The following is a 25,829-nucleotide window of genomic DNA, read 5'->3' on the forward strand; positions in this document are numbered from 1 at the left end:
TAGGTACCCATGAATCCCTATGCATCCGCACCCCTTTATGAAGACCGCCGCCAGGCCGGCCGTGTGCTGGCCGGCGCGCTGGCGCATTACCGTGGCCGCCCCCGCTTGCTGGTGCTGGCCCTGCCGCGTGGCGGCGTACCCGTCGCCTATGAAGTTGCCATGGCACTGCAAGCGCCGCTGGATATTTTTGTGGTGCGGAAGCTGGGATTTCCGGGCTACGAGGAATTTGCCATTGGAGCGATTGCCAGCGGCGGCGTGCGTGTGATGAATCCGTTGCCCGGCATGACGGTGCCACCCGACGCACTGGCAGACGTGGTGGCGCGGGAGCAAGCCGAACTGATACGGCGCGAGAAGCTTTACCGCGGCCCGCGTCCAGCGCCGGACTTGTGTGGCCGGACGGTAATCGTTGTGGATGACGGACTGGCTACCGGCGCCACCATGCGCGCGGCGCTACTGGCTGTACGCCAACAGGCACCAGCGTGGCTGGCGGCGGCCGTTCCCGTGGGCGCTGCGGACAGCTGCGAAGCACTGCAGGACGCGGCTGACGAAGTGGTTTGCCCGGCCACGCCGGAACCGTTTGACGCCGTTGGCTTGTGGTACCGCCGGTTTCCGCAGACCAGCGACAACGAGGTGCAGACATTGTGCGAAGACGCACATGCAAGGGAAAAGAAGTTCCAGGCTTTCTAATGGAAATCACGGCTGGAAGTACCCAGCCGCCCAAGCAGCGGCGTCAGGTCTTCAAGCCGGTGCGCCACCAGGTTGCGCACGGCGCCATACCCTTCCAGGGTGCCACTTTCTTCGCTGCGCTGCCACACGCCGTACACCGCCAGCAGCCGCGCATGCACCACCTCGCTGCGCTGGTTTTCGCGCAGCGACTTCCACACGATCACATTGACCGGGCCAGTCTCGTCTTCCAGCGTGATGAAGATGGTGCCCTTGGCGGTTTGCGGCTGCTGGCGCACGGTGACAATGCCGCAAGCCGCAACCTCTCGCCCGTTGGGCAGGGCATTCAGTTCACCGGCGCTCAGCAACCCTCGCCTGGCCAGCCGCGGCCGCAGCAGGGCCACGGGATGGCGCCGCAACGTGAGGCCGGTGGCCCGGTAGTCGAACAGGATGTTTTCGCCTTCAGGTGTTTCGGGCAACTGCAAGGCGGTCTCGTGTGTAGGCACGGCCTTGAGCAGTTCGGGCGCCGGCTTGATGGCCGAGGCTTCCCACACCTGCTGGCGCCGGTGGCCGGCCAGCGGCCGCAAGGCGTCGGCGGCCGCCAGCGCATTGATCTCCAGCGTGCCCAGCCGGGCGCGCGAGACCAGGTCTTCGGTGGATGTAAAAGGCGCTTGCGCACGCGCGGCCATCACACGCAGAGCCGCGGCTTCGGGCAAGCCTCCCACCAGACGTAAACCCAGGCGGACGGCGGGCTGGTTTTTCCTCCGTTCGGGCGCCAGGCAAACGGTTGGCTCCTCCAGCGTGCAATCCCATTCACTGGCAGTCACGTCCACGGCGCGCACCTCCACACCATGCTTGCGCGCGTCCTGCACCAGTTGCGAGGGCGTGTAAAAACCCATGGGCTGCGAGTTGACCATGGACGCCAGGAAACAGGCCGGCTCATGGCATTTGAGCCAGCTGCTCACATACACCAGCTTGGCGAAACTGGCGGCGTGACTCTCGGGGAAACCGTAATCGCCAAAGCCCAGGATCTGCTTGAAGATGCGCTCCGAAAACTCGGTGCTGTACCTGTTTTTCACCATGGCGTTGACCAGCCGGCCATGGAAACGCTCGACCCCGCCCTTGCGCTTCCACGCCGCCATGGAACGGCGCAGATCGTCGGCCTCCCCCGGCGTGAAGTCGGCGGCAATCATGGCGATCTGCATCACCTGCTCCTGGAAGATCGGTATGCCGAGCGTGCGCTCCAGCGCGGGGTTGAGCGCCGGGTATTCAGGCTTGATCTCTCCGCCCTTCCGGAGGTGCTCCCTGTTTTTCAGGTAGGGATGCACCATGCCGCCCTGGATGGGCCCGGGCCGCACGATGGCCACTTCCACCACCAGGTCGTAATAGCCGCGCGGCTGCAGGCGCGGCAGCATGGACATCTGCGCGCGGCTTTCGATCTGGAACACGCCCACGGTGTCGGCCGCACAGATCATGTCGTAGGTCGGTTTGTCGTCCGGCGCAATGGTGTGCATTTCAAGAGCGCTGCAGCGTGTGCGGTTCACCATGTCCAGGCAGCGCCTGATGGCCGACAACATGCCCAGCGCCAGCACGTCCACCTTGAGCAGGCCCATGGCTTCCAGGTCGTTCTTTTCCCACTGGATGATGCGGCGGTCTTCCATGGAGGCCGGCTGGACCGGCACCAGCCGCGTGAGCTTGCCCTGCGTCAGCACAAAGCCGCCGACATGCTGGCTCAGGTGGCGCGGAAATCCGATCAGCTGCACGGCCAGGCCCAGCCACTGGGTGATGGCGCCGGCCTCGCTCTGCAGCCCGGCCTCTTCAATTTTCTGCTTCAGCGCATCGCTTCCATCAAACCAGAAATGCTCCCGCGCGAAACGTTCGACCAGTTCGGGCGCGATCCCCAGCGCCTTGCCGGCATCGCGTATCGCGCTGCGCGGCCGGTAGCTGATGACGGTGGCGGCAATGGCGGCACGGTCGTGGCCGTACTTGCCATAGATGTACTGGATGACTTCCTCGCGCCGCTGGTGTTCGAAGTCCACGTCGATGTCGGGCGGTTCCCTGCGCTCGCGGCTGATGAAGCGCTCGAACAGCAGACTGCTTTCCTCGGGACTGACGGCCGTGACTTCCAGGCAATAACAGACCAGCGAATTGGCCGCGGAGCCGCGTCCCTGGCAGAGGATTTCCTGCTGCCGGGCAAACCGCACGATGTCGTGCACCGTGATGAAATACATCTCGTAGCCCAGCTCTTCAATCAGGGCCAGCTCTTTCTCGACCTGTGCCTGGCGCTCAGGAAGCATTCCATCGGGGTAACGTCTTTTTGCACCCTCTGCCGTCAGGCGCCGCAGGCACTGCGCCGGCGTTTCAGCCGCGGGCACCATGTCTTCCTGTGGGTACCGGTACATGGCGCGGATCTCGTCCAGGCTGAAGCTGCAACGCGCCGCCACCTCGAGCGTGGCGCGCAGCAGCGCGGCCGGGTAAATGCTGCCAAGGCGCATGCGCGGGCGCAAATGTGCCTCGGCATTGGCCTGCAGGGCAAAGCCGCATTCATGCACGGTTTTCCCCTGCTGAATGGCCGTCATCACATCATGCAGCGGCTTGCGCGAGCGCACATGCATGAGCACGTTGCCGGCCGCCACCAGGCGAATGCCGGTACGCTCCGCCACGTCCTGCAGCTGCTGCAGGCGCAGCGCGTCGTCCAGACCCTGCAGCAGCTCGACTGCCAGCCAGGAATTTATGCCAAAAAGGCCTGTAGCCCAGGCGGCGTGTGCGCCAAGCGCTTCTGTATCGATAGCGCCCGGCAGGGGCGCGAGCAAGACCTCGCAATCGGCCAGCAGCGCAAAATCGCTCTCGACCATAGCCACGCGGTAGCTGCCTTTGTCGATGACGTCGCCGGCCTGCCTGGCCGCGGTGATGAATTCGCACAGGTTGCCCCAGCCCGCCGCGTTGTGCGGCAACACGACCAGGCGGAAAGGATGGCCGGCCTGCACCAGGAACTCGGCGCCCGGCAAGAGCTGGAACCCCAGTTCCTTGGCAACTTCATGCGCCCGCACCACACCGGCCACCGAACATTCGTCGGTAATGGCCAGCGCCCGGTAGCCGAGCCCTGAGGCGCGCGCTACCAGTTCCTCGGCATGCGAGGCGCCGCGCTGGAAGCTGAAGTTGCTCAGCGCATGCAGCTCGGCGTAGTCGGGAAGCGCGTAGGTGGACATGAATGGAATGCGGCGTGCCGGCTCAGGCAAAAAAACCATGCAGGTACCAGGCGCGCTGCTGGGCCGACTGTGGCGCGGCCACCAGGCGCTCGCTGTAAATCCACAGCAGGTCGCCCTGCCGGCTGCGGTAGACAAAGTAGTCGCGCAGGGCCCAGGGCTTGTCGCACACCCCCGCGCTGCGGGCGGCGTCGCCATCGGCCCGCAGCCATTCGGCGGCCTCCAGCCGCTGCGGCCCGACGAGCCGCACCAGCTTGCCCTGCCACACAGGGCTGTTGCCGGAGGTCGCCAGCCGCAGCGGTTCGGGCAGCAGCCAGGTGGGGTACAGCGCTTCGGTGCAGGTTTCGCCTGCCGCCTGATGTTTCAAGCCTTTTTGGTCTTTTGCCCTTATAGCGCGGGCACCACCAGCTATGGATTGAATAGCACTCCTCGCATTCACCCAGCGCTGCATCTGCTCGGGTCGGTGGTCCGCGGCGGGCTGCCAGGCCTGCACTTGCGCATCGCCCAGGCGCGCGCTCAAACGCTCGATCAGCTCGACCGCGCTGTCGCCCTGCCGGCGTTCTTCCATTAGCAGGCTGCCGGTGGCTGCCGCAGCGTCCGCCAGTTTTTCGGTGACGAGTGAATACAGGCTCAGGCTGTGCACGGGTGCCGGCAGTTTTTGCTGCGCCAGGTGTTCGGCCACCAGGCGCGTGACATGGCGCAGGTCCTGCGCGGGCTGGGCCGTGCGCACCTCCATCTCGCCGGTGGGCGGAACATCGCGGCGCCGGTCCAGGTGCCAGACCAGTTTGAGCGCGCATATCCCGCTCTGCCGGCCCAGCAGCCAGGCCTGCAGGTGTGCCAGCAGCCGCCCGGCCCCGGCCATCAGCGCCGGGCCGTGCGTGACCAGCGCGTTGAGCTCGAGCTTTTCTTCAAAGTGTTCGGGCAGCACCAGCCAGTCGTAGCTGTCGGGCACGCTGCCGCGCGCGCGATCCAGCGCCTCCAGCAGCTCCGCACCGAAGCGCCGGGCCACGCCATCGCGCGGCAGCCGCAACACGTCGTCCCAGTTGCGGCAGCCGATACGCTCGAGCACGCCCAGGTGCGAGCGCGCCGCGCTCAGGGTGTCCATGGGCAGGGCCGCCACCCGTGTGCGGGCCTGCCCCGGCTGGCTGGCGGCATGGCGCAAACGTCCCAGCGCTATCAAAGAAGTAGCACCTTGCGCCCGCTCTATAAGGGCCAGCGCCCGATTTGATTCAAAAAATAGCGTGATCCGCTGTTCCAGCAGCTGCATCAACCGGGCCAGGCCGCCAAACAGGCGCAGGCTGCCCGTCACATCTACCAGCACGGCTTCGTCCACCTGCGCCACCTGCGGCGACAGGCCCAGCGCAATGCTGGCCACGGCCTGCTGCACCGTAGCTTCATCCCACACGGCCTGGCCGGGCTCAGTGGTGATCGAGGTGTGCAATGCGATCCAGCAGCGCATGGATGGGGCTTTGCGGTGAGGTGACGGGAAGCGACACCAGCGAAGGCAGCAGCATGGGCGCGGCCTCTTCGCGCTGGCGGCGCACGCGCTCGCGACTGGCAGCCAGCAGCGCCGACAGGCGTGCCGGCCGCGTGGCCAGCAGCAGCGGCGCGGCCAGCGGCGGGCCGCGCCGCTTGAGCACATGCACCTGCAGGTTGCCCTGTTCGCTCACCACCCCTTCGAGCAGCAGGCGCAGCGGCGCAGGGGAAGACTCAAGCTGTGCGCGCAGCGGCCGGAACACAAACAACAGCTTGTTGTGCGCATGCGCGGCAATCTGCAGGCGGCGCAAATGCGCACTGCGGGCATCGGGCAGCCAGGCCAGCACGGCAGCCACGTCGGCGCACTGCAGGGCTTCGCGTGTGGCCCACAGCAGCGTTGGCCCCTGGCTGCGCACACACAGGATGCGCGGCATGTCGAGCCGGCGTGCACCCAGCGCCGGCCCGAACGGCAACCAGGGCGCACCCACCAGCACCATGAGCTGCGCCGGCGCCGCCGCCTGCACGGTGGCCAGCGCCGGCGCCAGCAACCCCCATTCATGCAGGCCGGCTTGCGGCTGCAGCATCTCCACCAGCGCGCCCTGCGGCCAGCCGCTGCCGGGCAAAATCTGGTTGAGCGCCGCATAACCCGTGTCCACCGTTGTCAGGCTCGCGCTGCCCAGCTCGCCGGCGCGCCAGACATCTGCGTGGAGCATCATTCCAGGTGGCAAGGCGCTCGCAGTGGCGCACCGGGGAGAAGCCAGAGTGAATGAAGCAGGAGAAAACGCGGGCATGGAAAAAAGCGATAAAATACTGTTTATATGTACAGTATTACACCTTTTCAGACTAGAGTGGAGAATCAATCTCTTTGGAATTGCACACCATGAAAACCGCCCTCCGGCGGGCTGGCAGCGTTGCTGTCCTGTTGCTGGCTGCGGCTTGCTCCAGAGAACCTGAAACGGTTGCCGTGGCCAACGCGCCCACAGCGCAGTCGCCCAGCGTGAAGCCGGGTTTCGTCAACAAGGTGTGGGAAGTCAGCCTGTCCACGGGAGTTTCCCCCGGCACGCTGTACGCGTTTTTGTCTGACGGCACGCTGGTGATCACCTCGCCCAACAGCAAGGCAGCCTTCGGCGCGTGGACTTATACCAACGGCGCGCTCACGATGACGGAGGAGTCACAGGAGTACAAGGTCGACATCCTGAAACTGAGCCCTGAAGAACTCAGGCTCAAAAGTAACAACCCGGGCGGCAGCATTGAAATTTTGCTGGTGCCGGCACGGGTGGCACCGCTGCCGCCCTGAGCGCGGTGGGCGCCAAGAAGAATTCTTTCGGGGAAACTGACGGAGCCTTGACGGCTGCGGGCCCGCTCAACTTGTTTCTGCTGGCCGTGCCGATCAACCTACCGGATGAATCACCTTGCTGCTGGGCTCGGATTCGTTTTCCACCCACCAGTTGATCCACAGGCGTTGCGCCGGGTTGCCAGCGTCGTCGGGTTCAATCGTCATGAAATTGCGCGCACCGATCAGGCGGCGTGAGGTGGTGGGAAATTCATACATGGCGGCGGTGATGCCGCGGTCTACGGTTTCCACTTGCTGGCAGGCCTGCTCCAGGAAATAACGCGCCATGGCAGGCGGCGCCGGGTGCACGATGCCGCTGCTGGTGAGCTGGTTGATGACCTGGGTGTTGGCAGACCCCGCGTCGCGCTGCGACTCGAGCACACCCACCGCTGCCACATGCACGTCGCCACTGACCAGGCTGACACGGCACGAGGTGTCCTTGCTGAACTTGAACAGGCGGTGCACCAGGCGCAGCCGCTCGGCGCGATGCGCGGCGCAGGTCCAGTGGTCGCGCAAATCGTCTTCCAGCTCCTGCTGGCCAGGCAGGATGCCCAGCATTTTTTCCAGCAGCTCGAAACTGGGGTGGACCACCGGAATGCTGCTCATCAGCACCAGGTGTTTCATGCCGGTTTGCGCATCGAGCCACTTGTAAGCGGCACGCCAGCTGGCTTCACTCATGACCTGCGTGCTTTGCAGGTTGTTGCCGCTCTTGCGCTCCGGCGCGCGTTCGCTGCGCATGTCCAGCGCCAGCACGCCAACGTTGCCCACACGGTAGCCCGAGCTGAAAGCAGGCTGGTCGGGCAGCGTGCAAGGCGGTGGCCGGTCCTGGGGGCTGTGCCGCTGAAACAGCGCGAAGTATTTTCTGGCGACCGCAAAAATGCCCTGGTACACCGGGCAGTCGTGATCTTCCGCAGGGTAGGAGCCCCAGCCGTCGAAGATGTCGTGGTCGTCCCACATCATCACGCTGGGCAGGCCCGCGAGTGCCTGCGCCACTTCGGGCTGAGCCCAGCGCTGGAGATACAGGTCTTCAAAAAATGTAGACACCTGCGCCTGCAGCACGGCCGTCCAGGGCGCCTTGCGGCGCTTGTCGCGAGGCAACTGGGACCAGGCCATGATGTCGGGGCAACGCGCGTCCTGCCAAATGGCGTCTGAATACACCTGGTCGCCGCCCAGCAGCATCAGGTGGTAAGGGCCAAAACTGCGGCCATTGATGCGCTCTCGCCCTGTGTGCAGGTTATGAAGGCGCTTCCACAGCGCATTTTTGTCCTTGACCTGCTTCATCAGGCCCGGGCTTGAAAACCCGTTGCACGAGGCATAAGCCATGCGCGGCGGCGCACCCGCCGCCGGGACATGAAAATCAAATACCTGTCCGTCAACGCTGTAGGTAGGTCTCTGGGCGGCGTCTTTTAATGCGACGGACAAACCACCGCGCCACAGCGTGGCGCCGCTTTGCAGAGTGTCAAGTTTCGTGAAAGCCTCTACCGTAGCGGAGCTTTGCAGGCTGGGTGCAGTTGCGGCATCGGTCACCACGAGCAGGCTGACACCCCACAGGTTTTCTTGCACACCCAGAAACTGAGCGACAGGCCCAAGCAGAATCGTCATGGTTTGTTGTCCTTCCCTGAATCAATAGCCGCCCGGCGGACGCGGGGCGATTTTTTTCAGGGAGCTTAACGTTTACGCGCCAGGCGGGCAACCAGCAGCAAGCCAATCAGACCAATCGTTACAAAACAGAGGAAGGACCAGTTGGCAATCGACAGGCCCAGAAAAGTCCAGTCGATCTTGGTGCAGTCACCGCTGCCCTTGAAAATCAACGGGATCACGCGCTGCAGCGGAAAGGTCTCAATCATTCCGTAAAAGTCACGTCCGCAAGAAGCTTCTTCCGGCGGGTACCACTGCAGCCAGCTCTGGCGGGCAGCCACAAAGGCTCCGAAACCAGCGAGCAGCACCGTCAGCGCCGAGCCTGTGATGAGCAGCCCTTTTTTATTCGTGAAAGCCGTGATGCCGGCAACAATTGCCACCAACGCCAGCGCATAACGCTGCACGATGCACATGGGGCAAGGCTCCAGACCCACCGCATGCTGCAGGTACAGCCCAAAAGCCAGCATGGCCACACAGCCCACGGACACCAGTGCCAGCACGTGGCGCGGCGCGGATTCAAAATACTTCAACAACATCACGGTCCTTTTTTTGATCGATGTACGGATTGTCCGATGGTTCGTGGGTTTAGAGAGGAGATAAGTTCCCAACAGCAACCCGCTATAGGTACTTTCTGGCTAGCCATGGCTGATTGCTGCATTGATGAGTCTCGATATGTGCGTATTTTTTCACAGCAAAAGACCAATGGCCAGTGAAGAAAATACTGCTATAAATCAAACGTCTCCGACATTACGCACAATGGAGGTTAGCCAGCCATGGTTGCACAAAGAAGAGCTTTGAAAACTCTTGCTGTTCGTTTGTTCTTCCTCCTTGCATCTATCGCCACAGCCGGCTGCGCAACAAGTCCGAGTGAAATCTTTAGGACATTCAAACTGAATGACGGCGACTCTGTCGCGACTGGCGCACGCGAGCGCATCGTTACCAATCATCGCCCGAGCTTCCCCGAACGATATGGCCAGATTGTCCCGCAAGTAGTCGTCTGCACCGAGCCCAGCCCGGATGTCGCCGGCAGTATCGCGAACTCCTTCGGCTTCGGCGTGAGCGTCTTTGGTCAGGGTTCCGGATCACTCAGCGGCGCGCAGATTGAGAGCTTGCTTCAGCTCTCGGAGCGCACCGTTTCGACCCAGCTGCTGCGCGACCAGATGTACCGCGCCTGCGAGGCATACTCTAATGGCGCCATCAACGCCACCAATTACACCCTCATCATGAGTCGGCTTAATGAGACCATGATTACGTTAATGCTGGGCGAGACCGCCGGGGGCGCCTTCGGGCGCTCTCTTGGTACGCTAGGCGGAAAGGCAAACAGCAATGCTTTCGCAAACCTTTCTGGGATGGTCGGCATTATTAGCGACATCGACCAGGCCGCGGCTAAGCTCGCCACAGCCGAGAAGAAGGTCTTAGACGCGACCTCGGCGTACGTTGCTGCGAAACAGAAAGTGGACGACAAAAAGTGCATCGACGACGATGGAACCTGCACGGCCGAGCGCAAGGATCTGGAAACCTATCGGGACAACGCCAAGGTGACGCTTGATCAGGCCACCGGCCAGCGAGATGCAATTAAGGAACTGATGAAGGTCAGTGTGGACACTGCCGCCAAGTCCTCGGCAGAAAGTGCCTCGGTCTTAGCCGGTGGCGGCATCAGTTCAAAGCCGGACGAGAAAGTCGCAAAAGTCTTGGCGAGAATGCAGAAGGAGTTCGTGCGACGCGATCCGGGCCAATCGCTGATTGAGGCCTGCCTAGTCGAGTTGAGTACCGGGCGCGGAATCAGCGCCGGCGGCGCGGCCGAAACGATTTTAGAAATTGGAGTCGCAGGAGCTCAGCAGGATGGCCGGTTGTTGCCCAGCAATGCGACAGCCGCACTGGTTGGTGCACGCCAGACCTACCGGAGCGGACTCTACGAATTCTGCGTGGCCAATCTTTCTTCGTTCGCGGACAAAGCGCGCGAAACTCGCTTCGCGCTATTGTCGCAAGAAATCGAGTTAGACAGTAAGGAGCTTTTGCTGCGCGATGTTGAAGCTCGCGCAAAAGCGGCGGAGGCTTTCGCCGACTCGCTAGTCAAGTGCAACGGGATACAGAACGAGACCGTGAAAGCGGACTGCCTGAGGACGGTGGGTGTACTGAAGGACAAGTCGAGCGGCGGCGGGCAGAAGTCCGCAGTACAGACGATGGGGCCCGTAGCGGCATCGCTAGCGAGCCCCACACAGACCTATGACATCGCAAAAACCGAGTCGGAAAAACTTGCAGCGACCTTTGACGCGATGCCCGCGATTGCAGCGAACATCCGCGCGGGCAAGGACACCGAAGAAAATAGAAAGCTGAAGTTGCAGTTCGAAGAAAAACGTAAAAACCTGGATGACAAAAAGTCCAAACTCGACAAGAGTTTCTCTGCTGTCAACCGGTCGGACCTGCGAGCACAGGAAGGCACTCACACCGACAAGCGCTCGGCATTTAGCATCGCCAAGGACGACAAGGTGCGGGAACTCGCCCTGGCCGAGTTCCGCGTCGAAGACGTGAAGCTGGTTCAGGCAGCGGAGAAGCTGACGCTGCTCGCGAACGCGTTTGACAGCACTCGCCACCAGTACGAAGCCTTGAAAATCGGCGTGAACAAATTCAACATCGACCAGAGGTAGCAAGGAGTCCGAGAGCATCGAAAGCAAAGGAGGCGCGCATGACAACCAAATCCGGCAAAAAATGGCCGTTCGATGATCAGAAGCAAATTTTGCATATGGGTAAAGCTCTTGGGTGGACAACCGATCCGGGCTGGGGAACCGACCCGGACTGGGCAACGCGGTTCAGAGTGCGCTCACCTCTTGCGCTAGCCTCGACGGAGGACACAGGTGGTCCGACCGTGTCGCTCGGGTACCACCCCGACCTCCCTGATCTTCGCGATCGCTGTTTCGCGAATCTGCCGAAGCCAGAGATCACGGAGCTCGGAAAGCGGTTTCCGCTGCTTGCCAGCAAGAGCGACTTGCCACGGCGGGTGAACAATATTTCTTGGTGTTCCCCAGTCGAGGATCAGGGAAACCTCGGCTCCTGCACCGCCCAGGCAGTCGTTGGCTTGATGGAGTACATGCAGCGGCGCAGCGGTACGCAACATGTAGACGGTTCCCGCCTGTTCGTATACAAGGTATCGCGCAAGCTGCAGGGCTGGACTGGCGATACCGGTTCCTACCTGCGTACGACAATCAAGGCAGTTGCTGCTTTCGGCATGCCGCCCGAGCAGTACTGGCCCTACATGATCGAGCAATTCGAGGAGGAACCGACGGCATTCCTGTACGCGTCAGCATCAAACTATCAAGCGTTGAAGTACACCCGCCTTGATCCTCCTGCTGTTGACGGTAAGGGCACTTTGGCTGCGCTGAAGCGGACGCTCTCCTCCGGGTTCAGCTCAGTTTTTGGCTTTCCGGTTTACTCGTCGCTCACGGGTTCCGGCGAAATCCCGTTTCCCGGCAGCAATGACAAGCTACTCGGTGGTCATGCCGTCATGGCGGTCGGCTACGACGATGACCACGGCAAAAATGGTGCCTTGGTCATCCGGAACTCTTGGGGCTCAAAGTGGGGTTACGGTGGCTATGGCTTTCTGCCCTACGAATACGTCGAGCAGGGCTTGGCGCAGGACTTCTGGACAGTGCTGAAATCCGAGTGGCTCGATCTCGAACAGTTTGAGGAATAACGCTGACGAGTTTGGAGTCGGCTAGTGTGGATCGATGGTTACCTAGAAGGCTGCGCGGCAGAAGGTTAGTGCTGAAAAATTCAACAATCTCAGGGGTGCTAACCTCTTGGCCGCTCCAAGAAAGTGACTCCTGCACGATTTTGAGAGGTCGAAATATTTTTGGTCATTTGAGAATCCTTCCGCCGCTCAGACTCCTAGGGTGATCCGACTGATGCTGAGTCGCTTTAGTCACGATGAACTTCCCACGGTCTGGTAGACAGTTCGGGCCTATGATTCCCCTCCCCCTCCCCCTCCCATCATCCACAAACACCCGCGCGTTGCGTGGTGTGAGCACCAGCAGGTCGCCCTCACGCAAACCCATGGCACGACACTGCTGCAAAGGAATCTGCGCTTCGATGAGCGAGTCGGCCTGCTCGCTGTCTTCGGACGGCGTCAAGTCCAGCCGGACAATGGGACCAATCACAATGGCGCGGCTGCGCTGGGCGGCAATGCCTTCAGCATCCGGCGAATTACGCTGCGCATCGAAGTCGTGTGGGCGCCCATAGGCATAGGCCCTGGCGTTTTGCGAAGCCGCTTTGATAGCAAGCGGTACCGACAACGCTTCCCCCGGCGAGCGCAAGTACCACCCCGGCTACTATGGCGCCTTTGTGCTAGACCTAGACAACAACATCGAGGCGGTCCACCACAGGCCCATGGTAGCCTCGGCGGAGTCGGTGGTGATCAAGCCCGCCGAATAGGAAAGGGAAGCGGAGGCATCACGCCTCCCGGGGAATGCTGATATAACCCAGCAACCTGGAAAGACGGAATTTGCGGCATGAATGCGGGTTCATGCCCTTTCTCCGCCTCGCAATCGAAAACACCCACATCAAAGATGCTCATCCAACAAGCTCAACCCCATGAAACACCATTGGTGGCTGAGGTACTGATGGCAGCCGCAGAAAACTTGATCCGGCGTGGCGAAATGCTTTGGTCTCCTTCAGAAGTGAATGAAGCTGCCATTCAGGAGCACGTGCGAGCGGGCTGGTATTTCATGGCCAGCGATGATGAGGGACCCGTCGGAGTCTTCCGCTTCCAGCTTGAAGATCGGGACTTCTGGCCTGAAATCCCTGAGGGATCTTCAGCATTTATCCACAAGGTGGCTGTGCATCCACGTGCCCAGGGTCGGGAAATTTCGCAAGCCTTGCTTGCCCATGCATGCGAACTTGCACGGCTGCATGGGCGGCAGCATCTGCGGCTGGATTGCAAGCAGGGAAGAACCAAGCTGATGTCCCTTTATGAACGCTTCGGCTTTCGACACCACAGTAAAAAGCAAATAGGGCTTGAGCGGTTTGAACTGTATAAAATCGAAATTCCAAAGCAGGAGGCCTGACATGTGCCGCAACATCAAAACCCTGTTCAACTTCGAGCCACCAGCCACGGAACTCGAAATCCGCGACGCTTCGCTGCAGTTTGTGAGAAAGCTCAGTGGGTTCAATGTTCCGTCCAAAGCCAACGAAGCTGCGTTCGACCGTGCGGTGCAAGAGGTTGCAGCCTCGGCGCGAAACCTCATCCGGTCACTGGTGACCAACGCCGAACCTCGCAACCGCGAAGTCGAGGCTGAGCGGGCGCGTGCTCGATCGGCGAGCAGATTCGGTGCAAGCACATGAACAATAACCATGCCTCGACCGATGAACGTCGAATTGTTGAAGCAGAGAAACGCCTGCGCCTGGCCATGCTGGCTTCCGACGTCGACGAGCTTGACGGGCTGATCTCTTCCGACCTGATCTTCACCAGCCACCTGGGTCAAGTCTTCAGTAAACAGGACGATCTGGCTTTGCACCGCTCTGGCACGCTGAAATTCCACACGCTGGAGCCTTCGGAGCAGCAAATAAAAGTTTGGGACAAGATGGCTGTTGTTTCAGTCCGCATGAAGCTGTCGGGTAGCCATGCGGGCGCGGCTTTCGCGGATGATCTCCGGTACACCCGCATCTGGCGCTTGGAGGGAAGCGACAGCTGGAAAATTGTTGCCGGCCATATCAGCGCCGTGCAGGCTTAACCAAGCCTCAAATCCCCTCCCCCACATCCACAAACACCCGCGCATTGCGCGGCGTGAGCACCAGCAGATCGCCCTCGCGCAAACCCATGTCGCGGTATTGCTGCGAAGGAATCTGCGCCTCGATCAGCGGGTCGGCCTGCTCGCTGTCTTCGGAAGGCGTCAGTTCCAGCCGGGCAACGGGGCCGATCACGATGGCGCGGCTGAGCTGGGCGGCAATGCCTTCGGCGCCGGGTGAATAACGTTGCACGTCGAAGTCGTGCGGGCGTACGTAGGCATAGGCCTTCGCGTTTTTCGCGCCGCTGTGTTCGGGTGAATCCAGGCGCATGCCTTCGAGCTGGATCTGGCCTTCGTGCGCGCGGCCGTGGAACAAATTGACGTCGCCGAGGAAGCCGTACACAAAGGGGCTAGCCGGATGGTCCCAGACCTGCTGCGGCGAGCCGATCTGCTCGACCTTGCCCTGGTTCATCAGCACCACGCGGTCGGCAACTTCGAGCGCTTCTTCCTGGTCGTGCGTAACAAAAATGCTGGTGACATGCAGGTCGTCGTGCAGGCGGCGCAACCAGCGGCGCAACTCCTTGCGCACCTTGGCATCCAGCGCACCGAAGGGTTCGTCGAGCAGCAGCACCTTGGGCTCGACCGCCAATGCGCGTGCCAGTGCAATGCGCTGGCGCTGGCCGCCGGAGAGCTGCGACGGAAAACGGTCGGCCAGCCAGTCGAGCTGCACCAGGCCCAACAGCTCGTGCACTTTTTTCTTGATGACGGCGTCGCTGGGGCGCAGGCCGCGCGACTTGACGCGCAGGCCGAAAGCCACGTTTTCAAAAACAGTCATGTGGCGAAACAGCGCGTAGTGCTGGAACACAAAACCGACCTGACGCTCGCGCACATGCACATCGGTGGTGTCTTCGCCGCTGAACAGAATGCTCCCCTGATCGGCAGTTTCCAGCCCCGCGATGATGCGCAGCAAGGTGGTTTTGCCGCAGCCTGAAGGCCCAAGCAGGGCAACCAGTTCGCCGGATTCAATGTCAAGGCTTACATCATTGAGTGCCCGGAAGTTACCGAAGTGTTTGTTGATGTTGCGGATTTCAATACTCATGATTTTCTTTCTCCCTCTCCCGCGGGGAGAGGGTTGGGGGTGAGGGCTGGCGCTGGCTGAAGCTTGGAAGCTGCCCTCACCCTGGCCCTCTCCCAGAGGGAGAGGGAACAAGTCGGGGCTGTTCAGGCGACAGTTCGGCCGCGGCTTTCTGCTCCTGCTCGGCGCGCCACTCGGCCACCGATTTGATGACCAGCGTGACCAGCGCCAGCAATGCCAGCAGGGAAGCAACTGCGAAGGCGGCCACCGACTGGTATTCGTTGTAGAGAATTTCAACGTGCAGCGGCAAGGTGTTGGTCTGCCCGCGGATGTGGCCAGACACCACGGACACCGCACCAAACTCCCCCATGGCACGGGCATTGGTCAAAATCACGCCGTAGATCAGCCCCCACTTGATGTTAGGCAGCGTCACATGCCAGAAGGTCTGCCAACCGGTAGCACCCAGCACGATGGCGGCCTGCTCTTCGTCGGTACCCTGGGCCTGCATCAACGGAATCAGTTCACGGGCGATGAAAGGGAAAGTCACCACCACCGTGGCCAGCACAATGCCCGGCACCGCAAAAATGATCTTGATGTCATGCGCCTGCAGCCAGGGGCCGAACCAGCCCTGCGCCCCAAAGATCAGCACATACATCAGGCCGGCGACCACGGGCGAGATGGAGAACGGCAAGTCCACCAGCGTTGTCAGAAATGACTTGCCCCAAAACTCGAACTTGGCAATCGCCCAGGCGGCCGACACGCCAAACACCAGGTTCAGCGGTACGGCAATGGCGGCAGCAATCAGCGTGAGCTTGATGGCCGACCAGGCGTCGGGCTCTTTCAGTGCGTCAAAGTAGGCCCCAAAGCCCTTGCGCAGGGCCTCGGTGAATACCGCGGCCAGCGGCAGCACCAGAAACAGGAACAGGAAAACCAGAGCGATCGTGATCAGGATGTACCGAACCCAGGGGGCTTCGGTGGTGCCTGCCCTGGCGCGAGCGGTGTTTTGACGTTGAATGGCACTCATGCAGGTGCTCCCGCAAAACGGCGCTGCCAGGCTTGCAAGGCATTGATGATCAAGAGCAGCACAAAGGAAATGATCAACAGAACAACAGCCACCGCCGTGGCACCGGCATAGTCGTATTGCTCAAGTTTCCCGATGATGATCAGCGGCGTGATCTCGGAAATCATGGGCATGTTGCCGGCGATGAAAATCACAGAGCCGTACTCGCCGATGGCGCGCGCAAAGGCCATGGCAAAGCCGGTCAGCAAAGCGGGGGCGATGTGCGGAAGAATCACTCTGGTGAAGATCTGTAGCCGTGTGGCGCCCAACGAAGTGGCGGCTTCTTCAAGTTCTTTCTCGGCGTCTTCCAGCACCGGCTGCACCGTGCGCACAACAAAAGGCAGGCCGATGAAAATCAGCGCGATGACCACGCCGCCTGGAGTGAACGCCAGCTTGACGCCCAGCGGTTCCAGGTATTGCCCAACCCAGCCGTTGCCGGCCAGCAGCGCCGTCAATGAAATGCCGGCCACCGCGGTGGGCAGCGCAAAGGGCAAATCAACCAGCGCATCAACAATTTTTTTGCCGGGGAATTTGTAGCGCACCAGCACCCAGGCCACCAGCAGGCCAAACACCAGGTTGACCAGCGCGGCAATCAGCGAAGCCCCAAACGTCAACCGGTAGGAGGCCATCACGCGCGGCGACGTGACCGCCGTGACGAACTGGTCCCAGGTCAGCGTGAAGGTTTTGAACAGCAGTGCCGACAGCGGGATCAGCACGATGATGCTGAGGTAGAACAGCGTGTAGCCCAGGGTCAGGCCGAAGCCTGGAAGCACCTTTTTGGAGGCGCGCCGGGCCGGTGCCACCCCGGGTGGCGCGGCAAGAATGGCAGCACTCATGATTACCTGACCGTGTAGATCTTGTCGAACTGGCCACCGTCATTGAAGTGGACTTTTTGCGCCTCGCTCAGGGATCCGAAGTATTCCTTGACCGTGAACTGCTGGATCGGCTTGAAAACGTTCGAGTACTTTTTGAGAATGGCCGGAGAACGCGGGCGAATCGCATGTTTGGCCGCGATCTCCTGGCCCACGTCGGAATACAGGTAATCAAGGTACGCCTTGGCTACTTCGCCCGTGCCCTTCTTGGCCGCAGTGCGTTCCACGACGGCAACCGGGTTTTCGGCGACAACGCTGGACGACGGGTAGACCGCATCGACCTTGCCTTCGCCGAACTCGCGGTTGACCGATAACACCTCGGATTCGAACGTGATCAGTACATCCCCGGTGTTGCGCTGCAGAAAGATGGAGGTGGCGTCGCGGCCGCCCTTGGCCAGGATGGGCACGTTTTTATAAAGCTTGCCGACAAACTCCGCTGCCTGCGCATCGGTGCCGCCATTTTTGCGCACCGATCCCCAAGCCGCCAGGTAAGCCATGCGGCCGTTGCCACCGGTCTTGGGGTTGACGACGATCACCTGCACACCGGGTTTGACGAGGTCGGCCCAGTCCTTGATGCCTTTGGGGTTGCCGTTGCGCACCAGGAACACCATGGTTGAGGTGGTGGGCGACGCGTCGTTCGGAAAACGTTTGTTCCAGTCTTTGGCCACCAGGCCCTTGTCGGCCAGGAACTCGATGTCTGTGGTGGTGTTCATGGTCACCACGTCGGCGTCCAGGCCATCGGCCACAGACCGCGCCACGGCGCTGGAGCCAGCATGCGATTGGTCCACCTTGACGTCTTTGCCAGTGGTTTTTTTGTAGTGGGCGACAAAGGCCGCGTTGTAGTCTTTGTAGAACTCGCGCGCCACGTCATACGAGCCGTTGAGCAGGGTTTGGGCCGAAGCCATTCCGCCGCCGGCCAACGCCAGTGAAGCAAGAGCGAGTTTGATGTTGAAAGTCATACGGTTTCCAGGGAAGCAGAAGAGGAAGAAGAAAAAGGAACATGAAGACGGGAAGCCACCGGCAGATCGCCGGCCAGCGACTGCAGCAGCGCGACACCCAGCGGCCATTCGCCATGGCCCGACTCGATGTTGATGTGGCCACCGTCCTGGATGCGGACAAACTCGCTGCCCCAGGCACGTGCATAGGCGCCAGCCAGGCGCACCGGGCAATAAGGGTCGTTGCTGCTGGCCACCAGCACGCTGCGGTAAGGCAATTTATCGCAGGGCACCGGCGCGAAGTCGCTCAGGATGGAACGCCGCTCGGGGTCGGCTGGCGCCACCAGCAAAGCGCCCTGGATGCGCGCCGCCGCGTCAACCGGCAGATGCGAAACAGCGATGCACCCCAGGCTGTGCGCCACCACAACCACAGGCTCGTTTTGCGCGAGGATGGTCTGCGCCAGGGTGGCCACCCACGCCTGGCGGCTGGGCGTGATCCAGTCGTCCTGCTTCACACGTACGGCGTCGTCCAGGCGTTCGGCCCACAGGCTTTGCCAGTGGCCGGGGCCGGAGTCGCGCCAACCGGGAACGATGATGAAACGCACTATGCCGCTCAGGAAAAAGCGAGATTTGCGAGGTGACCTGGTTTGTGACTTGCCATGTGTGCTCCTTGAATGCATTCGGAAAAATGCATTTTGGGGAGCAAGTCTTAAAACTCAAAAGAATATATCGTTTTGAATTTATGCCACATATCGATATAACAAAAGAGGCTTTAGGCGCTTTTTGCCCATTCCTTGAAGCAAAAGTGGCCATTCGCCCTTATGCGACGGGCACAAGCAGCTACAAAAACAATAGCGCCTTCTAGTCCAGGGATTCGGACTTGAGATGCTCACCAAGAAAATCCAGAAAGCTGCGCACTGCCGGCACTTGCCCGCGGCGCGATGGAAACACCGCGTGCAGCATGCCCGGCCGCAATGACCAGCCGGGCAACACTTGCACCAGCAATTTGGCCTGCTGCTCTGCCTGGCTCAACATACCCGGCAAAAAGCTCATGCCCGTGCCGGCCAGCATCGCAAGTTTGAGGGTCTGCAGGTCGTCGGCCACATAACGCGGCTGGTGCTGCAGCACGTACTCCTGCCCCTGCGGGCCAATCAACTCCCAACTGCTGCGCCCGTCGGCAGCCGACATCGCCACGGTATCGAGTTTCTTCAGGTCTTCGGGCGTCGTCGGCACGCCCTGGCGCCTCAGAAGTTCCGGGCTAGCCAGCAAATAGCTGCACGACGCGCCGAGCTGTTTGACAACCAAGCTGCCGCTGTCGTCCAGTGTGGGGCGCACGCGCAGCGCCACGTCTATCCCCTCCTCCACCAGGTCTATCGGACGGTTGGTCACGCGCATGTCCAGCTTCACGTGCGGATACTGAGCCAGGTACAGCGGCACCAGATAGCCCAACGTACCTTGCGCCAGCGTGACGGGACAACTGATGCGCAGGGTGCCGCGCGGCTCGCTCTGCATTTGCGAGACCGCCTCGCCTGCGGCCAGCGCTTCGTCGCGCATGGCAACGCAGTGGCGGAGGTAAAGCTCGCCCGCTTCTGTCAGCGAGAGCTTGCGCGTGGTGCGCTGCAAGAGCCGCACGCCGAGCTGGGCCTCCAGCTCGGCCACTCGGCGCGATAGCCGCGACTTGGGCAAACCCAGCGCACGGCCAGCCGCCGCAAAGCCGCCGCGCTCGGCCACCTCGGCGAAATACACCATGTCGTTCAAGTCCTGCATCACTCACTCCGGGGGCTTTGAGAAAGTCAATTGTCCTATTTTTAGGACGATATATCGCATTTTTGCCATCTTATCAATGAATCGATCCATCCACACAATCTATTCATGGCTCAAAAGCGGCCTAACCCGATTCACCCCAGTAAAGGAATTCACCATGAGCAAGCTTCTTCACATCGACTCCAGCATCCTCGGCGGCAACTCGGTTTCCCGCCAGCTCACCGCACAAATCGTCGCTTCCTGGCGCGCAAGCAACCCGGCTACTGAAGTCAGCTACCTCGACCTGGCTGTGGACACCCCCAGCCATCTGTCGGCCGAGTCGCTGGGTTTTCGCATGCCTGCTGGCGCCGCGCTGAGCGACTCACAAAAGCGCGAAAACGCTGTGTCGGAAGCGCTGGTGTCCCAGTTCCTTGCATCTGACGTCATCGTGGTTGGTGCGCCGCTGTACAACTTCTCTGTCCCAAGCCAGCTCAAGTCGTGGATTGACCGCGTGGCCCAGGTCGGCCGCACCTTCACCTACACCGACAAAGGCCCGGTGGGCCTGGCAGGCGGCAAGACGGTCATCGTGGCATCCACCCGCGGCGGCATGTACTCCACCAGCGACGCCGGCAACGCGATGGAACACCAGGAGAGCTACCTGAAAACCGTGTTCGGCTTCTTCGGCATTACCGACGTGCGTTTTGTGCGCGCTGAAGGCCTGGCCATGGGCGACGCAGCAAAAGCCGCAGCCCTGACCGCCGCCAACGCCGACATCGCTGCGCAAGCCAAAGCCGCCAACGAAGCGCAGGCCGCACTGGCAGCCTGATCCTTGCAGGCAGAGGCCTGTGGCGCTACCGTAGTCAAGAAAAAAGCCCGCGCAATGCGGGCTTTTTTCTGGCTGTCTGCACGGGTTAAACGGGCCACAGGGACCACAGTTCAGGGCCTGCTCACCTTCTCAGGCGTACTTTTTCACCCATGCCACATAGGCATTGACCCAATCCTGCAAAAACTTCCGACTGGCTTCACCAAGATTGCCGGCCTCGTCGTACAGCCCCTCCTTATTGTGGACGAAAGCCTCGGGCTGGCCGAGCGTGGGCACATTCAGGTAGGCCAGAATGTTGCGCAGGTGCTGCTGCGCCAGTGCCGTACCAATGGCGCCGACCGAGGCGCCAATGACGCCGGCTGGCTTGCCGTCCCATGCGCTTTTGCCATAGGGGCGCGAGGCGTGGTCAATGGCGTTTTTCAGCACACCCGGTATCGAGCGGTTGTATTCCGGTGTCACAAACAACAGACCCTGCGCCGCCTTGATTTCGCCTTTGAGGCGTGTCACATGCGCTGAAGGGTTGCCGTCATCGTCCTGGTTATACAGAGGCAGGTCGTCGATGCGCACCTGGGTAAAACTGAAATCGGCGGGGAACAATTTCTCCAGCGCCTTGGCAAGTTTTTTGTTGAAGGAGTCCTTGCGGATACTGCCGACGACGACAGCGATGTTGTATTGGGACATGGGGTTCTCCGGAGATAATCGGGTTGGACAGCAATGCAAGCTCGCCGCGCCGCAAGCGCGAGAGGCTTCCCATTTTGTAAACCAGTTCAGGGCTGCGCGCTGTAGGACGCGAGGAGGGAAATGCCCGAAAGCGGCTCCGTGGCAGCGCTTAAAGCGGACCAGGCGCCTGCGGCCCAAGCACCCGCACTGCAAGGCCGCCCAGCTCCGCCGAAGCTTCGACCTGCAACACCATCCCATGCACAGCCGCGATACGCCGCACGATGGACCAGCCCAGGCCGCTACCGCTTTCGGTGTTGCCGGTCACCCGGAAAAACCTCTCCCCCAACCGCAGGCGCTCGGCTTCGGTCATGCCCGGGCCGCTGTCTTCCACACTCAGAACCACCCTTCCCGCCTGCTGCTGAACCGAAACCTTCACGCGCGCCAGGGGCGGGCTGTACCGCACCGCGTTGTCGACCAGGTTGCGCACCAGCACCGCAAGCAGGGTTTCGTCTCCCTGCAGATGGCAGGCTTCTGCAGCGTCCAGTTCCAGTGTCTGGGTTTTGCCAATGGCCTTGGGCGCCAGCTCTGCGATGACACGCCGCGTCAGCGCACTCATGTCCACCGGCGCGGACGCCGGCAGCGCAGCGGCGTCCAGCCTCGACAGGGTCAACAACTGCTCCACCAGCCGGGTTGCGCGGTCGCAGCCCTCCAGCGTGTTTTGCAGCGCGTGCCTCCGCAGCGCTCCGTCAGCTTCGCCCAGCGCCACCTCGGCCTGTGCCCGGATGGCGGCAATCGGTGTGCGCAATTCGTGGGCGGCATCGGCGGTAAAACGGCGTTCAGATTCAAGCAGCATGCCAATGCGCGCAAACAGGCCGTTCAGGGCATCCACCATGGGCACCATCTCGGATGGCGCGTCGTTCACGGCAAGGGGCTGCATGGCTGCCGGCTGCCGCTCGGCCAGCGCGCGGCCGAGCCGGCGCATGGGTGCAACGCCGCGGTACACGGCCCACCACAGCGCCAGGGCCAACAAAGGCAGGGCCAGCGCCATGGGCCACAGCGTGCTGCGCAGCACCGCCCACAGAATGTCGTCGCGGGAGCCCATTTGCTCTCCCACATACACCTGCACATCTTCATCCGCGCCATGGGTGGCAAACACCCGCCACGCCGAGCCGGCCATCTGCTCCGTGGTGAAGCCGGTTTTGAAATGTTTGCTGCGCTCGACCATGGGCGTGACGGGTGCGTTGGCAGAACGCAGCGTGAGCTTGTCCTCATGAAACACCTGAAACGCCACTTTGGGCGCGTAGCGGTGCAGTGTGGCGGTATCAACGCCGCGGTCACCCTCCTCCATCTCCTGCGCCTGCTGCACCACCAGCAGGGCGGCAGCCTGGGCCAGGTGGCCATCAAGCAGCTCGTCGAGCTCATGGCTCGCATCAACCCAGGTCATCACAGCCGTCGCCAGCCAGACCGCCAGCACCACGGAAAGCACCATGGCCGTCAGGCGGCCCTGCAGGGAGCGCAACCGCCTGATCATGATTTTGGCGCGTCGCGCTGCAGCATATAGCCCACACCGCGCACTGTATGGATCAGCGCGCTGCCCAGCTTGCGCCGCAGGTTGTGGACATGCACCTCCACGGCGTTGCTCTCCACCTCCTTGCCCCAGCTGTAGAGCTGCTGCTCGAGCTGTTCACGGGAAAGCACACGGTTGGCGCTGAGCATGAAAGCCTGCAGCAGGTCAAACTCGCGGGTGGACAGCGACACCGGCTGACCGGCCTGGTGCACGGAGCGGGCAGCCGGGTCAAGCACGACATCCTGCGCGCTCAGGCACTCCTGCGGCTGGCCGTGCGCCCGGCGCACCAGCGCCCGCAGGCGGGCGGCCAGCTCCTGCATGTCGACCGGCTTGACCACATAGTCGTCGGCCCCGACATCGAGTCCGCGTATGCGGTCCGGCACCGCGTCGCGGGCCGTCAGCACCAGCACCGGCGTCATCAAGCCTGCCCGCCGAATGCTGGCCAGAACCTCCAGGCCGTCCTTGCGCGGCAATCCAAGGTCGAGCACGGCAGCGTCATAAGCCTGCGCGCGCAGCTCTCGTTCTGCGGCTGTGCCATCGCGCACCCAGTCAACCTGAAAGCCGAGCTGCCTCAGGCCGGACTGCAGGCCGTCACCGAGCAGCGTGTCGTCTTCAGCAAGCAGGATGCGCATGCGGCAATTGTCCCACTTGTCCTATGGCAGGCGGTCTCAATCGTCGTCGCCATCGTGGCCGGCCTTGGCCGCTGCTGCGGGCCGGTCCGTCAGGCTGGTTGAGGGCGCGCCTTGCCACTGCAGCCACCAGAAGCCCAGAACCGCCACCAGCATCAGCGCCGCCACGCTGCGCCAGGCCCTTGCGATACCGTCCTGGGGGCTGCCGGTTTTGTAGCCGGTGACCATGGCCCGCACCAGGTTCTCGCGGTGCAGCCAGCTGGCGACCACCACGCCGGCGATATGCAGCCCCACCACCGCCAGCATGGTGTTGGCCGCCAGCTCGTGCAGGTCTTCCAGCCAGCCGCCACCAACGTCGTTGTAGGTGGCCCAGCCCGTCGCTGCGATCAGCGCGGCCAGCCCCAGCAGCGCCACGATGGCCAGCGCACCGGCCGGGTTGTGCCCGACATGGTGCTCAGGCCGGCCGCGCACCATGGCGCGCAGATAGCCAGCTACCGCGCGCGGTCCGCGCACAAAGGTCGAAAAGCGCGCGTAACGCGTACCGATCAAACCCCAGAGCACACGAAAGACCACCAGCCCGGCCAGGGTGTAGCCCAGCGTGACATGCAGCAGCCGCCAGCTCTCGCTTTCGGCGGTGATGTAGGCCCCTGCAAAACTGAGCGCCAGCAACCAGTGGAAAACACGCACCGGCGCATCCCAGACGAGCATCCGGACGGCAGCCTGTGCCTGCGCAGGTGTTGTTGCCAATCGGGTTTCCGCCGTATCAGCGGGGGATGCGGATGTCGCGTTCATTGAATTCTCCCTGGTCAGCTCGGGTATGGCAGGCGGCGCAGTTGGCTGCGCTTTTGACTGCCGGCAGTTTCCAGGTGGCAGGTGCCACCTCATCGTGTTTGCGGATGAACCACGCCGAACGCGTGATGCGGTCCTGAGGCGGCTCTTCCTTCACGCGTTTGTAGGTGCCCGCGTGGGTGCCCAGCCATACGGACAGGTCCCTGACTGTGGCCGCGTCCAGCGAGGCGTCGGTGCCGTAGTGGTTCTTCAGGCTGCCCATCACGCGCTGCCACGAGGCAGCCGGCAGCATGCCCGGCGGATAAGCCACATGGCAAGCCGCGCACTCCTGCTGGTACTTCGGCAGCAACGGGACCAGACGCCCGCCATCTGCCAGGGCGGTATGTGCAACGCTCACTGCAACAAGCAGGCCGAAACAGGTTTTGTAAAAGCGGGAACGAAAACCACGAACCATGATGTTTTCCTTTCAGCGTGGGTGGGTCGCCGGCTTCAGGGCTTCAGGGTGAGCAGCCAGCTCAACAGATCTGCCTTTTCGGCGGCGCTGCATTCGCGGCCCAGCACGTCGTTGCAGTTGCGGCGGAACCATTTTTCGGTTTTCGCTGCATCGGTGAAACGCTCGGGGTTGAAGGCCGGTGCCAATGGGGAGATCGACTTGCCGGTGGATGCGTGTTTACCGGCCTGCGTGGGCACGGCGCCATGACAGGAGGCGCAGCTCCACTCGCGGCCCTGCCGGGTGGTGAACAGCTGCTGGCCCCGGGCCGGCAAGGCAGGCGCACCGGCTTGGGCGGTGTAGCCGCCTAGCATCTCCGCCGGCGTGGCTGCCCGGGCCACCGGTGCAAATACGGCACAGCCAAGCCAAGCTGCAGCAAGTACGAAGCCAAGCCCCGCGCGGTGTGAAAGTAAAAGCGACAGTTTCATGTGTGACACCTCTTTTTGGGATGCCTTCATGATGCTGCGCGGTCCTTAGGGTTTTCTTAAACCGGGGTACGCTGTGCCTGACAGCTGTCCGAGGACGGTCAGCATGAAATTCATTTTTGAAGTCCGCATGAAACTTTCTAGGGTGGCTACGCGAGTTACTTCCAAAACCCCGATCGGTATCTCCGGGAAGTGGTGTGGAATCCGAAGTGGGAAGCCGGGGCTTGAAAAACCGCGTCCGGCCGATAGACTCGGCGTTCGCCCCCAAGAGATGGCCCGTGCTCACGCCGCGTCCCATCTTCTGCCTGCCACAACAAGAGAGCCCTTCCCCATGCCAGTCATCAAACACAACCCCAAAGAACTCTTCCCGCAATACCGCTGCTACAGCCACGCCATGGAAATCCGCGGCGACTCGCGCATGCTGGTGATCAGCGGCCTCAACGGTTATCTGGCAGACGGCAAAACCATGCCTGAGTCTTTCGAGGAACAGGCCGAAGTGATCTGGACACACATCCAGACCCTGCTGCGCTCTGCCGGCATGGACCTGCACAACCTGGTTTCCGTGCGCACCTATCTGGCCGACCCGAGCTACGACGAAGCCAATGTGCGCACACGCGTGAAAGTTCTGGGCACTCACGAACCCACCCTCACCGTGGTTTGCTGCCGGTTGCTGGACCCGAAGTGGAAGCTGGAAGTTGAAGCCGTGGCGGCCACCTGAGCGCTTC

General features: G+C 61.9%; 28 protein-coding genes and 1 pseudogene. 11 read left to right on the top strand and 18 right to left on the bottom strand.

What is annotated here, in order from left to right; all coding sequences use genetic code 11:
- The first annotated feature begins 9 nt into the window (after positions 1-9).
- Entirely contained in the window at positions 10-687 is a 678-nt protein-coding gene (locus B0B52_RS14830; RefSeq protein ID WP_077594423.1) for a phosphoribosyltransferase, read from the top strand.
- Here the strand turns inward: B0B52_RS14830 and B0B52_RS14835 are convergent.
- The 3 genes from B0B52_RS14835 to imuA are packed head-to-tail and all read right to left on the bottom strand — an operon-like array spanning position 684 to position 6,061.
- Positions 684-3,872 (bottom strand): error-prone DNA polymerase, encoded by a 3,189-nt coding sequence (locus B0B52_RS14835; RefSeq protein ID WP_077594544.1) that lies wholly within the window; start codon positions 3,870-3,872, stop codon positions 684-686. The genes B0B52_RS14830 and B0B52_RS14835 overlap by 4 nt on opposite strands.
- A gap of 22 nt (positions 3,873-3,894) precedes the next feature.
- A complete protein-coding gene (locus B0B52_RS14840) occupies positions 3,895-5,328 on the bottom strand; it encodes a DNA polymerase Y family protein (RefSeq protein ID WP_077594424.1) in 1,434 nt (477 codons plus the stop codon).
- Positions 5,288-6,061 (bottom strand): translesion DNA synthesis-associated protein ImuA, encoded by a 774-nt coding sequence (gene imuA / locus B0B52_RS14845; RefSeq protein ID WP_077594425.1) that lies wholly within the window; start codon positions 6,059-6,061, stop codon positions 5,288-5,290. Before imuA ends, B0B52_RS14840 begins: the two co-directional genes overlap by 41 nt.
- 164 nt (positions 6,062-6,225) lie before the next feature.
- Here imuA and B0B52_RS14850 point away from each other — a divergent pair, with 164 nt between their 5' ends.
- Positions 6,226-6,642 carry a hypothetical protein gene (locus B0B52_RS14850; RefSeq protein ID WP_077594426.1) on the top strand — a complete coding sequence of 139 codons (417 nt, stop codon included), beginning with the start codon at positions 6,226-6,228 and terminating at the stop codon, positions 6,640-6,642.
- A 93-nt stretch (positions 6,643-6,735) separates the two neighbouring features.
- On the opposite strand, the gene B0B52_RS14855 is transcribed toward B0B52_RS14850, so the two are convergent.
- Positions 6,736-8,280 carry an alkaline phosphatase D family protein gene (locus B0B52_RS14855; RefSeq protein WP_077594427.1) on the bottom strand — a complete coding sequence of 515 codons (1,545 nt, stop codon included), beginning with the start codon at positions 8,278-8,280 and terminating at the stop codon, positions 6,736-6,738.
- Positions 8,281-8,345: 65 nt separating this feature from the next.
- Positions 8,346-8,852: a disulfide bond formation protein B gene (locus tag B0B52_RS14860; protein ID WP_077594428.1), complete on the bottom strand. Its 507-nt coding sequence runs from the start codon at positions 8,850-8,852 to the stop codon at positions 8,346-8,348.
- A 258-nt stretch (positions 8,853-9,110) separates the two neighbouring features.
- Here B0B52_RS14860 and B0B52_RS14865 point away from each other — a divergent pair, with 258 nt between their 5' ends.
- Positions 9,111-10,964 (top strand): hypothetical protein, encoded by a 1,854-nt coding sequence (locus B0B52_RS14865; protein WP_139351954.1) that lies wholly within the window; start codon positions 9,111-9,113, stop codon positions 10,962-10,964.
- Between the two features lie 38 nt (positions 10,965-11,002).
- A complete protein-coding gene (locus tag B0B52_RS14870; protein WP_217349805.1) occupies positions 11,003-12,007 on the top strand; it encodes a C1 family peptidase in 1,005 nt (334 codons plus the stop codon).
- Positions 12,008-12,170: 163 nt separating this feature from the next.
- Here the strand turns inward: B0B52_RS14870 and B0B52_RS22845 are convergent, their stop codons facing one another.
- Positions 12,171-12,626: a TOBE-like domain-containing protein gene (locus B0B52_RS22845; RefSeq protein ID WP_077594430.1), complete on the bottom strand. Its 456-nt coding sequence runs from the start codon at positions 12,624-12,626 to the stop codon at positions 12,171-12,173.
- On the opposite strand from B0B52_RS22845, the pseudogene B0B52_RS22725 reads away from it, so the two are divergent.
- The 4 genes and pseudogenes from B0B52_RS22725 to B0B52_RS14895 form a co-directional block, all read left to right on the top strand.
- Positions 12,565-12,744 (top strand): annotated as a pseudogene (locus B0B52_RS22725) (VOC family protein); the annotation flags it as partial. The gene B0B52_RS22845 and the pseudogene B0B52_RS22725 overlap by 62 nt on opposite strands.
- Before the next feature lie 77 nt (positions 12,745-12,821).
- Complete coding sequence (locus tag B0B52_RS14885; RefSeq protein ID WP_077594431.1) at positions 12,822-13,376, top strand: GNAT family N-acetyltransferase; 555 nt, start codon at positions 12,822-12,824, stop codon at positions 13,374-13,376.
- A gap of 1 nt (position 13,377) precedes the next feature.
- Positions 13,378-13,653: a DUF2277 domain-containing protein gene (locus B0B52_RS14890; protein WP_077594432.1), complete on the top strand. Its 276-nt coding sequence runs from the start codon at positions 13,378-13,380 to the stop codon at positions 13,651-13,653.
- Positions 13,650-14,042, top strand: coding sequence for a nuclear transport factor 2 family protein (locus B0B52_RS14895; protein ID WP_077594433.1), 393 nt, complete (start codon positions 13,650-13,652; stop codon positions 14,040-14,042). Before B0B52_RS14890 ends, B0B52_RS14895 begins: the two co-directional genes overlap by 4 nt.
- Positions 14,043-14,049: 7 nt before the next feature.
- On the opposite strand, the gene B0B52_RS14900 is transcribed toward B0B52_RS14895, so the two are convergent.
- From B0B52_RS14900 to B0B52_RS14920, 5 genes are all read right to left on the bottom strand, one after another.
- Complete coding sequence (locus tag B0B52_RS14900) at positions 14,050-15,135, bottom strand: sulfate/molybdate ABC transporter ATP-binding protein (protein ID WP_077594434.1); 1,086 nt, start codon at positions 15,133-15,135, stop codon at positions 14,050-14,052.
- A 76-nt stretch (positions 15,136-15,211) separates the two neighbouring features.
- Positions 15,212-16,135 carry a sulfate ABC transporter permease subunit CysW gene (cysW, locus tag B0B52_RS14905; protein WP_077594435.1) on the bottom strand — a complete coding sequence of 308 codons (924 nt, stop codon included), beginning with the start codon at positions 16,133-16,135 and terminating at the stop codon, positions 15,212-15,214.
- Entirely contained in the window at positions 16,132-17,007 is an 876-nt protein-coding gene (gene cysT / locus B0B52_RS14910; protein ID WP_077594436.1) for a sulfate ABC transporter permease subunit CysT, read from the bottom strand. Before cysT ends, cysW begins: the two co-directional genes overlap by 4 nt.
- Positions 17,008-17,009: 2 nt before the next feature.
- Entirely contained in the window at positions 17,010-18,002 is a 993-nt protein-coding gene (locus B0B52_RS14915; protein WP_077594437.1) for a sulfate ABC transporter substrate-binding protein, read from the bottom strand.
- A complete protein-coding gene (locus tag B0B52_RS14920) occupies positions 17,999-18,583 on the bottom strand; it encodes an alpha/beta hydrolase (protein ID WP_174575499.1) in 585 nt (194 codons plus the stop codon). Before B0B52_RS14920 ends, B0B52_RS14915 begins: the two co-directional genes overlap by 4 nt.
- A 65-nt stretch (positions 18,584-18,648) precedes the next feature.
- Between B0B52_RS14920 and B0B52_RS22265 the strand changes: the two genes are divergently transcribed.
- Positions 18,649-18,843 carry a hypothetical protein gene (locus B0B52_RS22265; RefSeq protein WP_139351955.1) on the top strand — a complete coding sequence of 65 codons (195 nt, stop codon included), beginning with the start codon at positions 18,649-18,651 and terminating at the stop codon, positions 18,841-18,843.
- Here the strand turns inward: B0B52_RS22265 and B0B52_RS14925 are convergent.
- Entirely contained in the window at positions 18,840-19,745 is a 906-nt protein-coding gene (locus B0B52_RS14925; protein WP_077594439.1) for a LysR substrate-binding domain-containing protein, read from the bottom strand. The genes B0B52_RS22265 and B0B52_RS14925 overlap by 4 nt on opposite strands.
- Before the next feature lie 154 nt (positions 19,746-19,899).
- Here B0B52_RS14925 and B0B52_RS14930 point away from each other — a divergent pair, with 154 nt between their 5' ends.
- Entirely contained in the window at positions 19,900-20,547 is a 648-nt protein-coding gene (locus tag B0B52_RS14930; protein WP_077594440.1) for an FMN-dependent NADH-azoreductase, read from the top strand.
- A gap of 129 nt (positions 20,548-20,676) precedes the next feature.
- Here B0B52_RS14930 and B0B52_RS14935 read toward each other — a convergent pair whose 3' ends face one another.
- The 6 genes from B0B52_RS14935 to B0B52_RS14960 form a co-directional block, all read right to left on the bottom strand.
- Positions 20,677-21,225 (bottom strand): NADPH-dependent FMN reductase, encoded by a 549-nt coding sequence (locus tag B0B52_RS14935; protein ID WP_077594441.1) that lies wholly within the window; start codon positions 21,223-21,225, stop codon positions 20,677-20,679.
- Positions 21,226-21,373: 148 nt separating this feature from the next.
- Positions 21,374-22,735 (bottom strand): ATP-binding protein, encoded by a 1,362-nt coding sequence (locus B0B52_RS14940; protein ID WP_077594442.1) that lies wholly within the window; start codon positions 22,733-22,735, stop codon positions 21,374-21,376.
- A complete protein-coding gene (locus B0B52_RS14945; protein WP_077594443.1) occupies positions 22,732-23,403 on the bottom strand; it encodes a response regulator transcription factor in 672 nt (223 codons plus the stop codon). The genes B0B52_RS14940 and B0B52_RS14945 overlap by 4 nt, the downstream gene beginning before the upstream one ends.
- A gap of 36 nt (positions 23,404-23,439) precedes the next feature.
- A complete protein-coding gene (locus tag B0B52_RS14950; protein WP_077594444.1) occupies positions 23,440-24,192 on the bottom strand; it encodes a cytochrome b/b6 domain-containing protein in 753 nt (250 codons plus the stop codon).
- Positions 24,164-24,643: a diheme cytochrome c gene (locus B0B52_RS14955; protein ID WP_077594445.1), complete on the bottom strand. Its 480-nt coding sequence runs from the start codon at positions 24,641-24,643 to the stop codon at positions 24,164-24,166. The genes B0B52_RS14950 and B0B52_RS14955 overlap by 29 nt, the downstream gene beginning before the upstream one ends.
- A 35-nt stretch (positions 24,644-24,678) precedes the next feature.
- Positions 24,679-24,993 carry a DUF1924 domain-containing protein gene (locus B0B52_RS14960; protein ID WP_254425725.1) on the bottom strand — a complete coding sequence of 105 codons (315 nt, stop codon included), beginning with the start codon at positions 24,991-24,993 and terminating at the stop codon, positions 24,679-24,681.
- A 442-nt stretch (positions 24,994-25,435) separates the two neighbouring features.
- Between B0B52_RS14960 and B0B52_RS14970 the strand changes: the two genes are divergently transcribed.
- Entirely contained in the window at positions 25,436-25,822 is a 387-nt protein-coding gene (locus B0B52_RS14970) for a RidA family protein (protein ID WP_168173554.1), read from the top strand.
- The last annotated feature ends 7 nt before the right edge of the window (positions 25,823-25,829 follow it).

This window comes from Polaromonas sp. A23 (assembly GCF_002001015.1).
GTDB lineage: Bacteria > Pseudomonadota > Gammaproteobacteria > Burkholderiales > Burkholderiaceae_C > Polaromonas.

What these genes read in the sequence shown, in the direction of transcription:
- B0B52_RS14830 (WP_077594423.1), top strand. Translation starts at nt 10, where the DNA reads ATGAATCCCTATGCATCCGCACCCCTTTATGAAGACCGCCGCCAGGCC.
- B0B52_RS14835 (WP_077594544.1), bottom strand. Translation starts at nt 3,872, where the DNA reads ATGTCCACCTACGCGCTTCCCGACTACGCCGAGCTGCATGCGCTGAGC.
- B0B52_RS14840 (WP_077594424.1), bottom strand. Translation starts at nt 5,328, where the DNA reads ATGCGCTGCTGGATCGCATTGCACACCTCGATCACCACTGAGCCCGGC.
- imuA (WP_077594425.1), bottom strand. Translation starts at nt 6,061, where the DNA reads ATGATGCTCCACGCAGATGTCTGGCGCGCCGGCGAGCTGGGCAGCGCG.
- B0B52_RS14850 (WP_077594426.1), top strand. Translation starts at nt 6,226, where the DNA reads ATGAAAACCGCCCTCCGGCGGGCTGGCAGCGTTGCTGTCCTGTTGCTG.
- B0B52_RS14855 (WP_077594427.1), bottom strand. Translation starts at nt 8,280, where the DNA reads ATGACGATTCTGCTTGGGCCTGTCGCTCAGTTTCTGGGTGTGCAAGAA.
- B0B52_RS14860 (WP_077594428.1), bottom strand. Translation starts at nt 8,852, where the DNA reads ATGTTGTTGAAGTATTTTGAATCCGCGCCGCGCCACGTGCTGGCACTG.
- B0B52_RS14870 (WP_217349805.1), top strand. Translation starts at nt 11,003, where the DNA reads ATGACAACCAAATCCGGCAAAAAATGGCCGTTCGATGATCAGAAGCAA.
- B0B52_RS14885 (WP_077594431.1), top strand. Translation starts at nt 12,822, where the DNA reads ATGAATGCGGGTTCATGCCCTTTCTCCGCCTCGCAATCGAAAACACCC.
- B0B52_RS14890 (WP_077594432.1), top strand. Translation starts at nt 13,378, where the DNA reads ATGTGCCGCAACATCAAAACCCTGTTCAACTTCGAGCCACCAGCCACG.
- B0B52_RS14895 (WP_077594433.1), top strand. Translation starts at nt 13,650, where the DNA reads ATGAACAATAACCATGCCTCGACCGATGAACGTCGAATTGTTGAAGCA.
- B0B52_RS14900 (WP_077594434.1), bottom strand. Translation starts at nt 15,135, where the DNA reads ATGAGTATTGAAATCCGCAACATCAACAAACACTTCGGTAACTTCCGG.
- cysW (WP_077594435.1), bottom strand. Translation starts at nt 16,135, where the DNA reads ATGAGTGCCATTCAACGTCAAAACACCGCTCGCGCCAGGGCAGGCACC.
- cysT (WP_077594436.1), bottom strand. Translation starts at nt 17,007, where the DNA reads ATGAGTGCTGCCATTCTTGCCGCGCCACCCGGGGTGGCACCGGCCCGG.
- B0B52_RS14915 (WP_077594437.1), bottom strand. Translation starts at nt 18,002, where the DNA reads ATGACTTTCAACATCAAACTCGCTCTTGCTTCACTGGCGTTGGCCGGC.
- B0B52_RS14925 (WP_077594439.1), bottom strand. Translation starts at nt 19,745, where the DNA reads ATGCAGGACTTGAACGACATGGTGTATTTCGCCGAGGTGGCCGAGCGC.
- B0B52_RS14930 (WP_077594440.1), top strand. Translation starts at nt 19,900, where the DNA reads ATGAGCAAGCTTCTTCACATCGACTCCAGCATCCTCGGCGGCAACTCG.
- B0B52_RS14935 (WP_077594441.1), bottom strand. Translation starts at nt 21,225, where the DNA reads ATGTCCCAATACAACATCGCTGTCGTCGTCGGCAGTATCCGCAAGGAC.
- B0B52_RS14940 (WP_077594442.1), bottom strand. Translation starts at nt 22,735, where the DNA reads ATGATCAGGCGGTTGCGCTCCCTGCAGGGCCGCCTGACGGCCATGGTG.
- B0B52_RS14945 (WP_077594443.1), bottom strand. Translation starts at nt 23,403, where the DNA reads ATGCGCATCCTGCTTGCTGAAGACGACACGCTGCTCGGTGACGGCCTG.
- B0B52_RS14950 (WP_077594444.1), bottom strand. Translation starts at nt 24,192, where the DNA reads ATGAACGCGACATCCGCATCCCCCGCTGATACGGCGGAAACCCGATTG.
- B0B52_RS14955 (WP_077594445.1), bottom strand. Translation starts at nt 24,643, where the DNA reads ATGGTTCGTGGTTTTCGTTCCCGCTTTTACAAAACCTGTTTCGGCCTG.
- B0B52_RS14960 (WP_254425725.1), bottom strand. Translation starts at nt 24,993, where the DNA reads ATGCTAGGCGGCTACACCGCCCAAGCCGGTGCGCCTGCCTTGCCGGCC.
- B0B52_RS14970 (WP_168173554.1), top strand. Translation starts at nt 25,436, where the DNA reads ATGCCAGTCATCAAACACAACCCCAAAGAACTCTTCCCGCAATACCGC.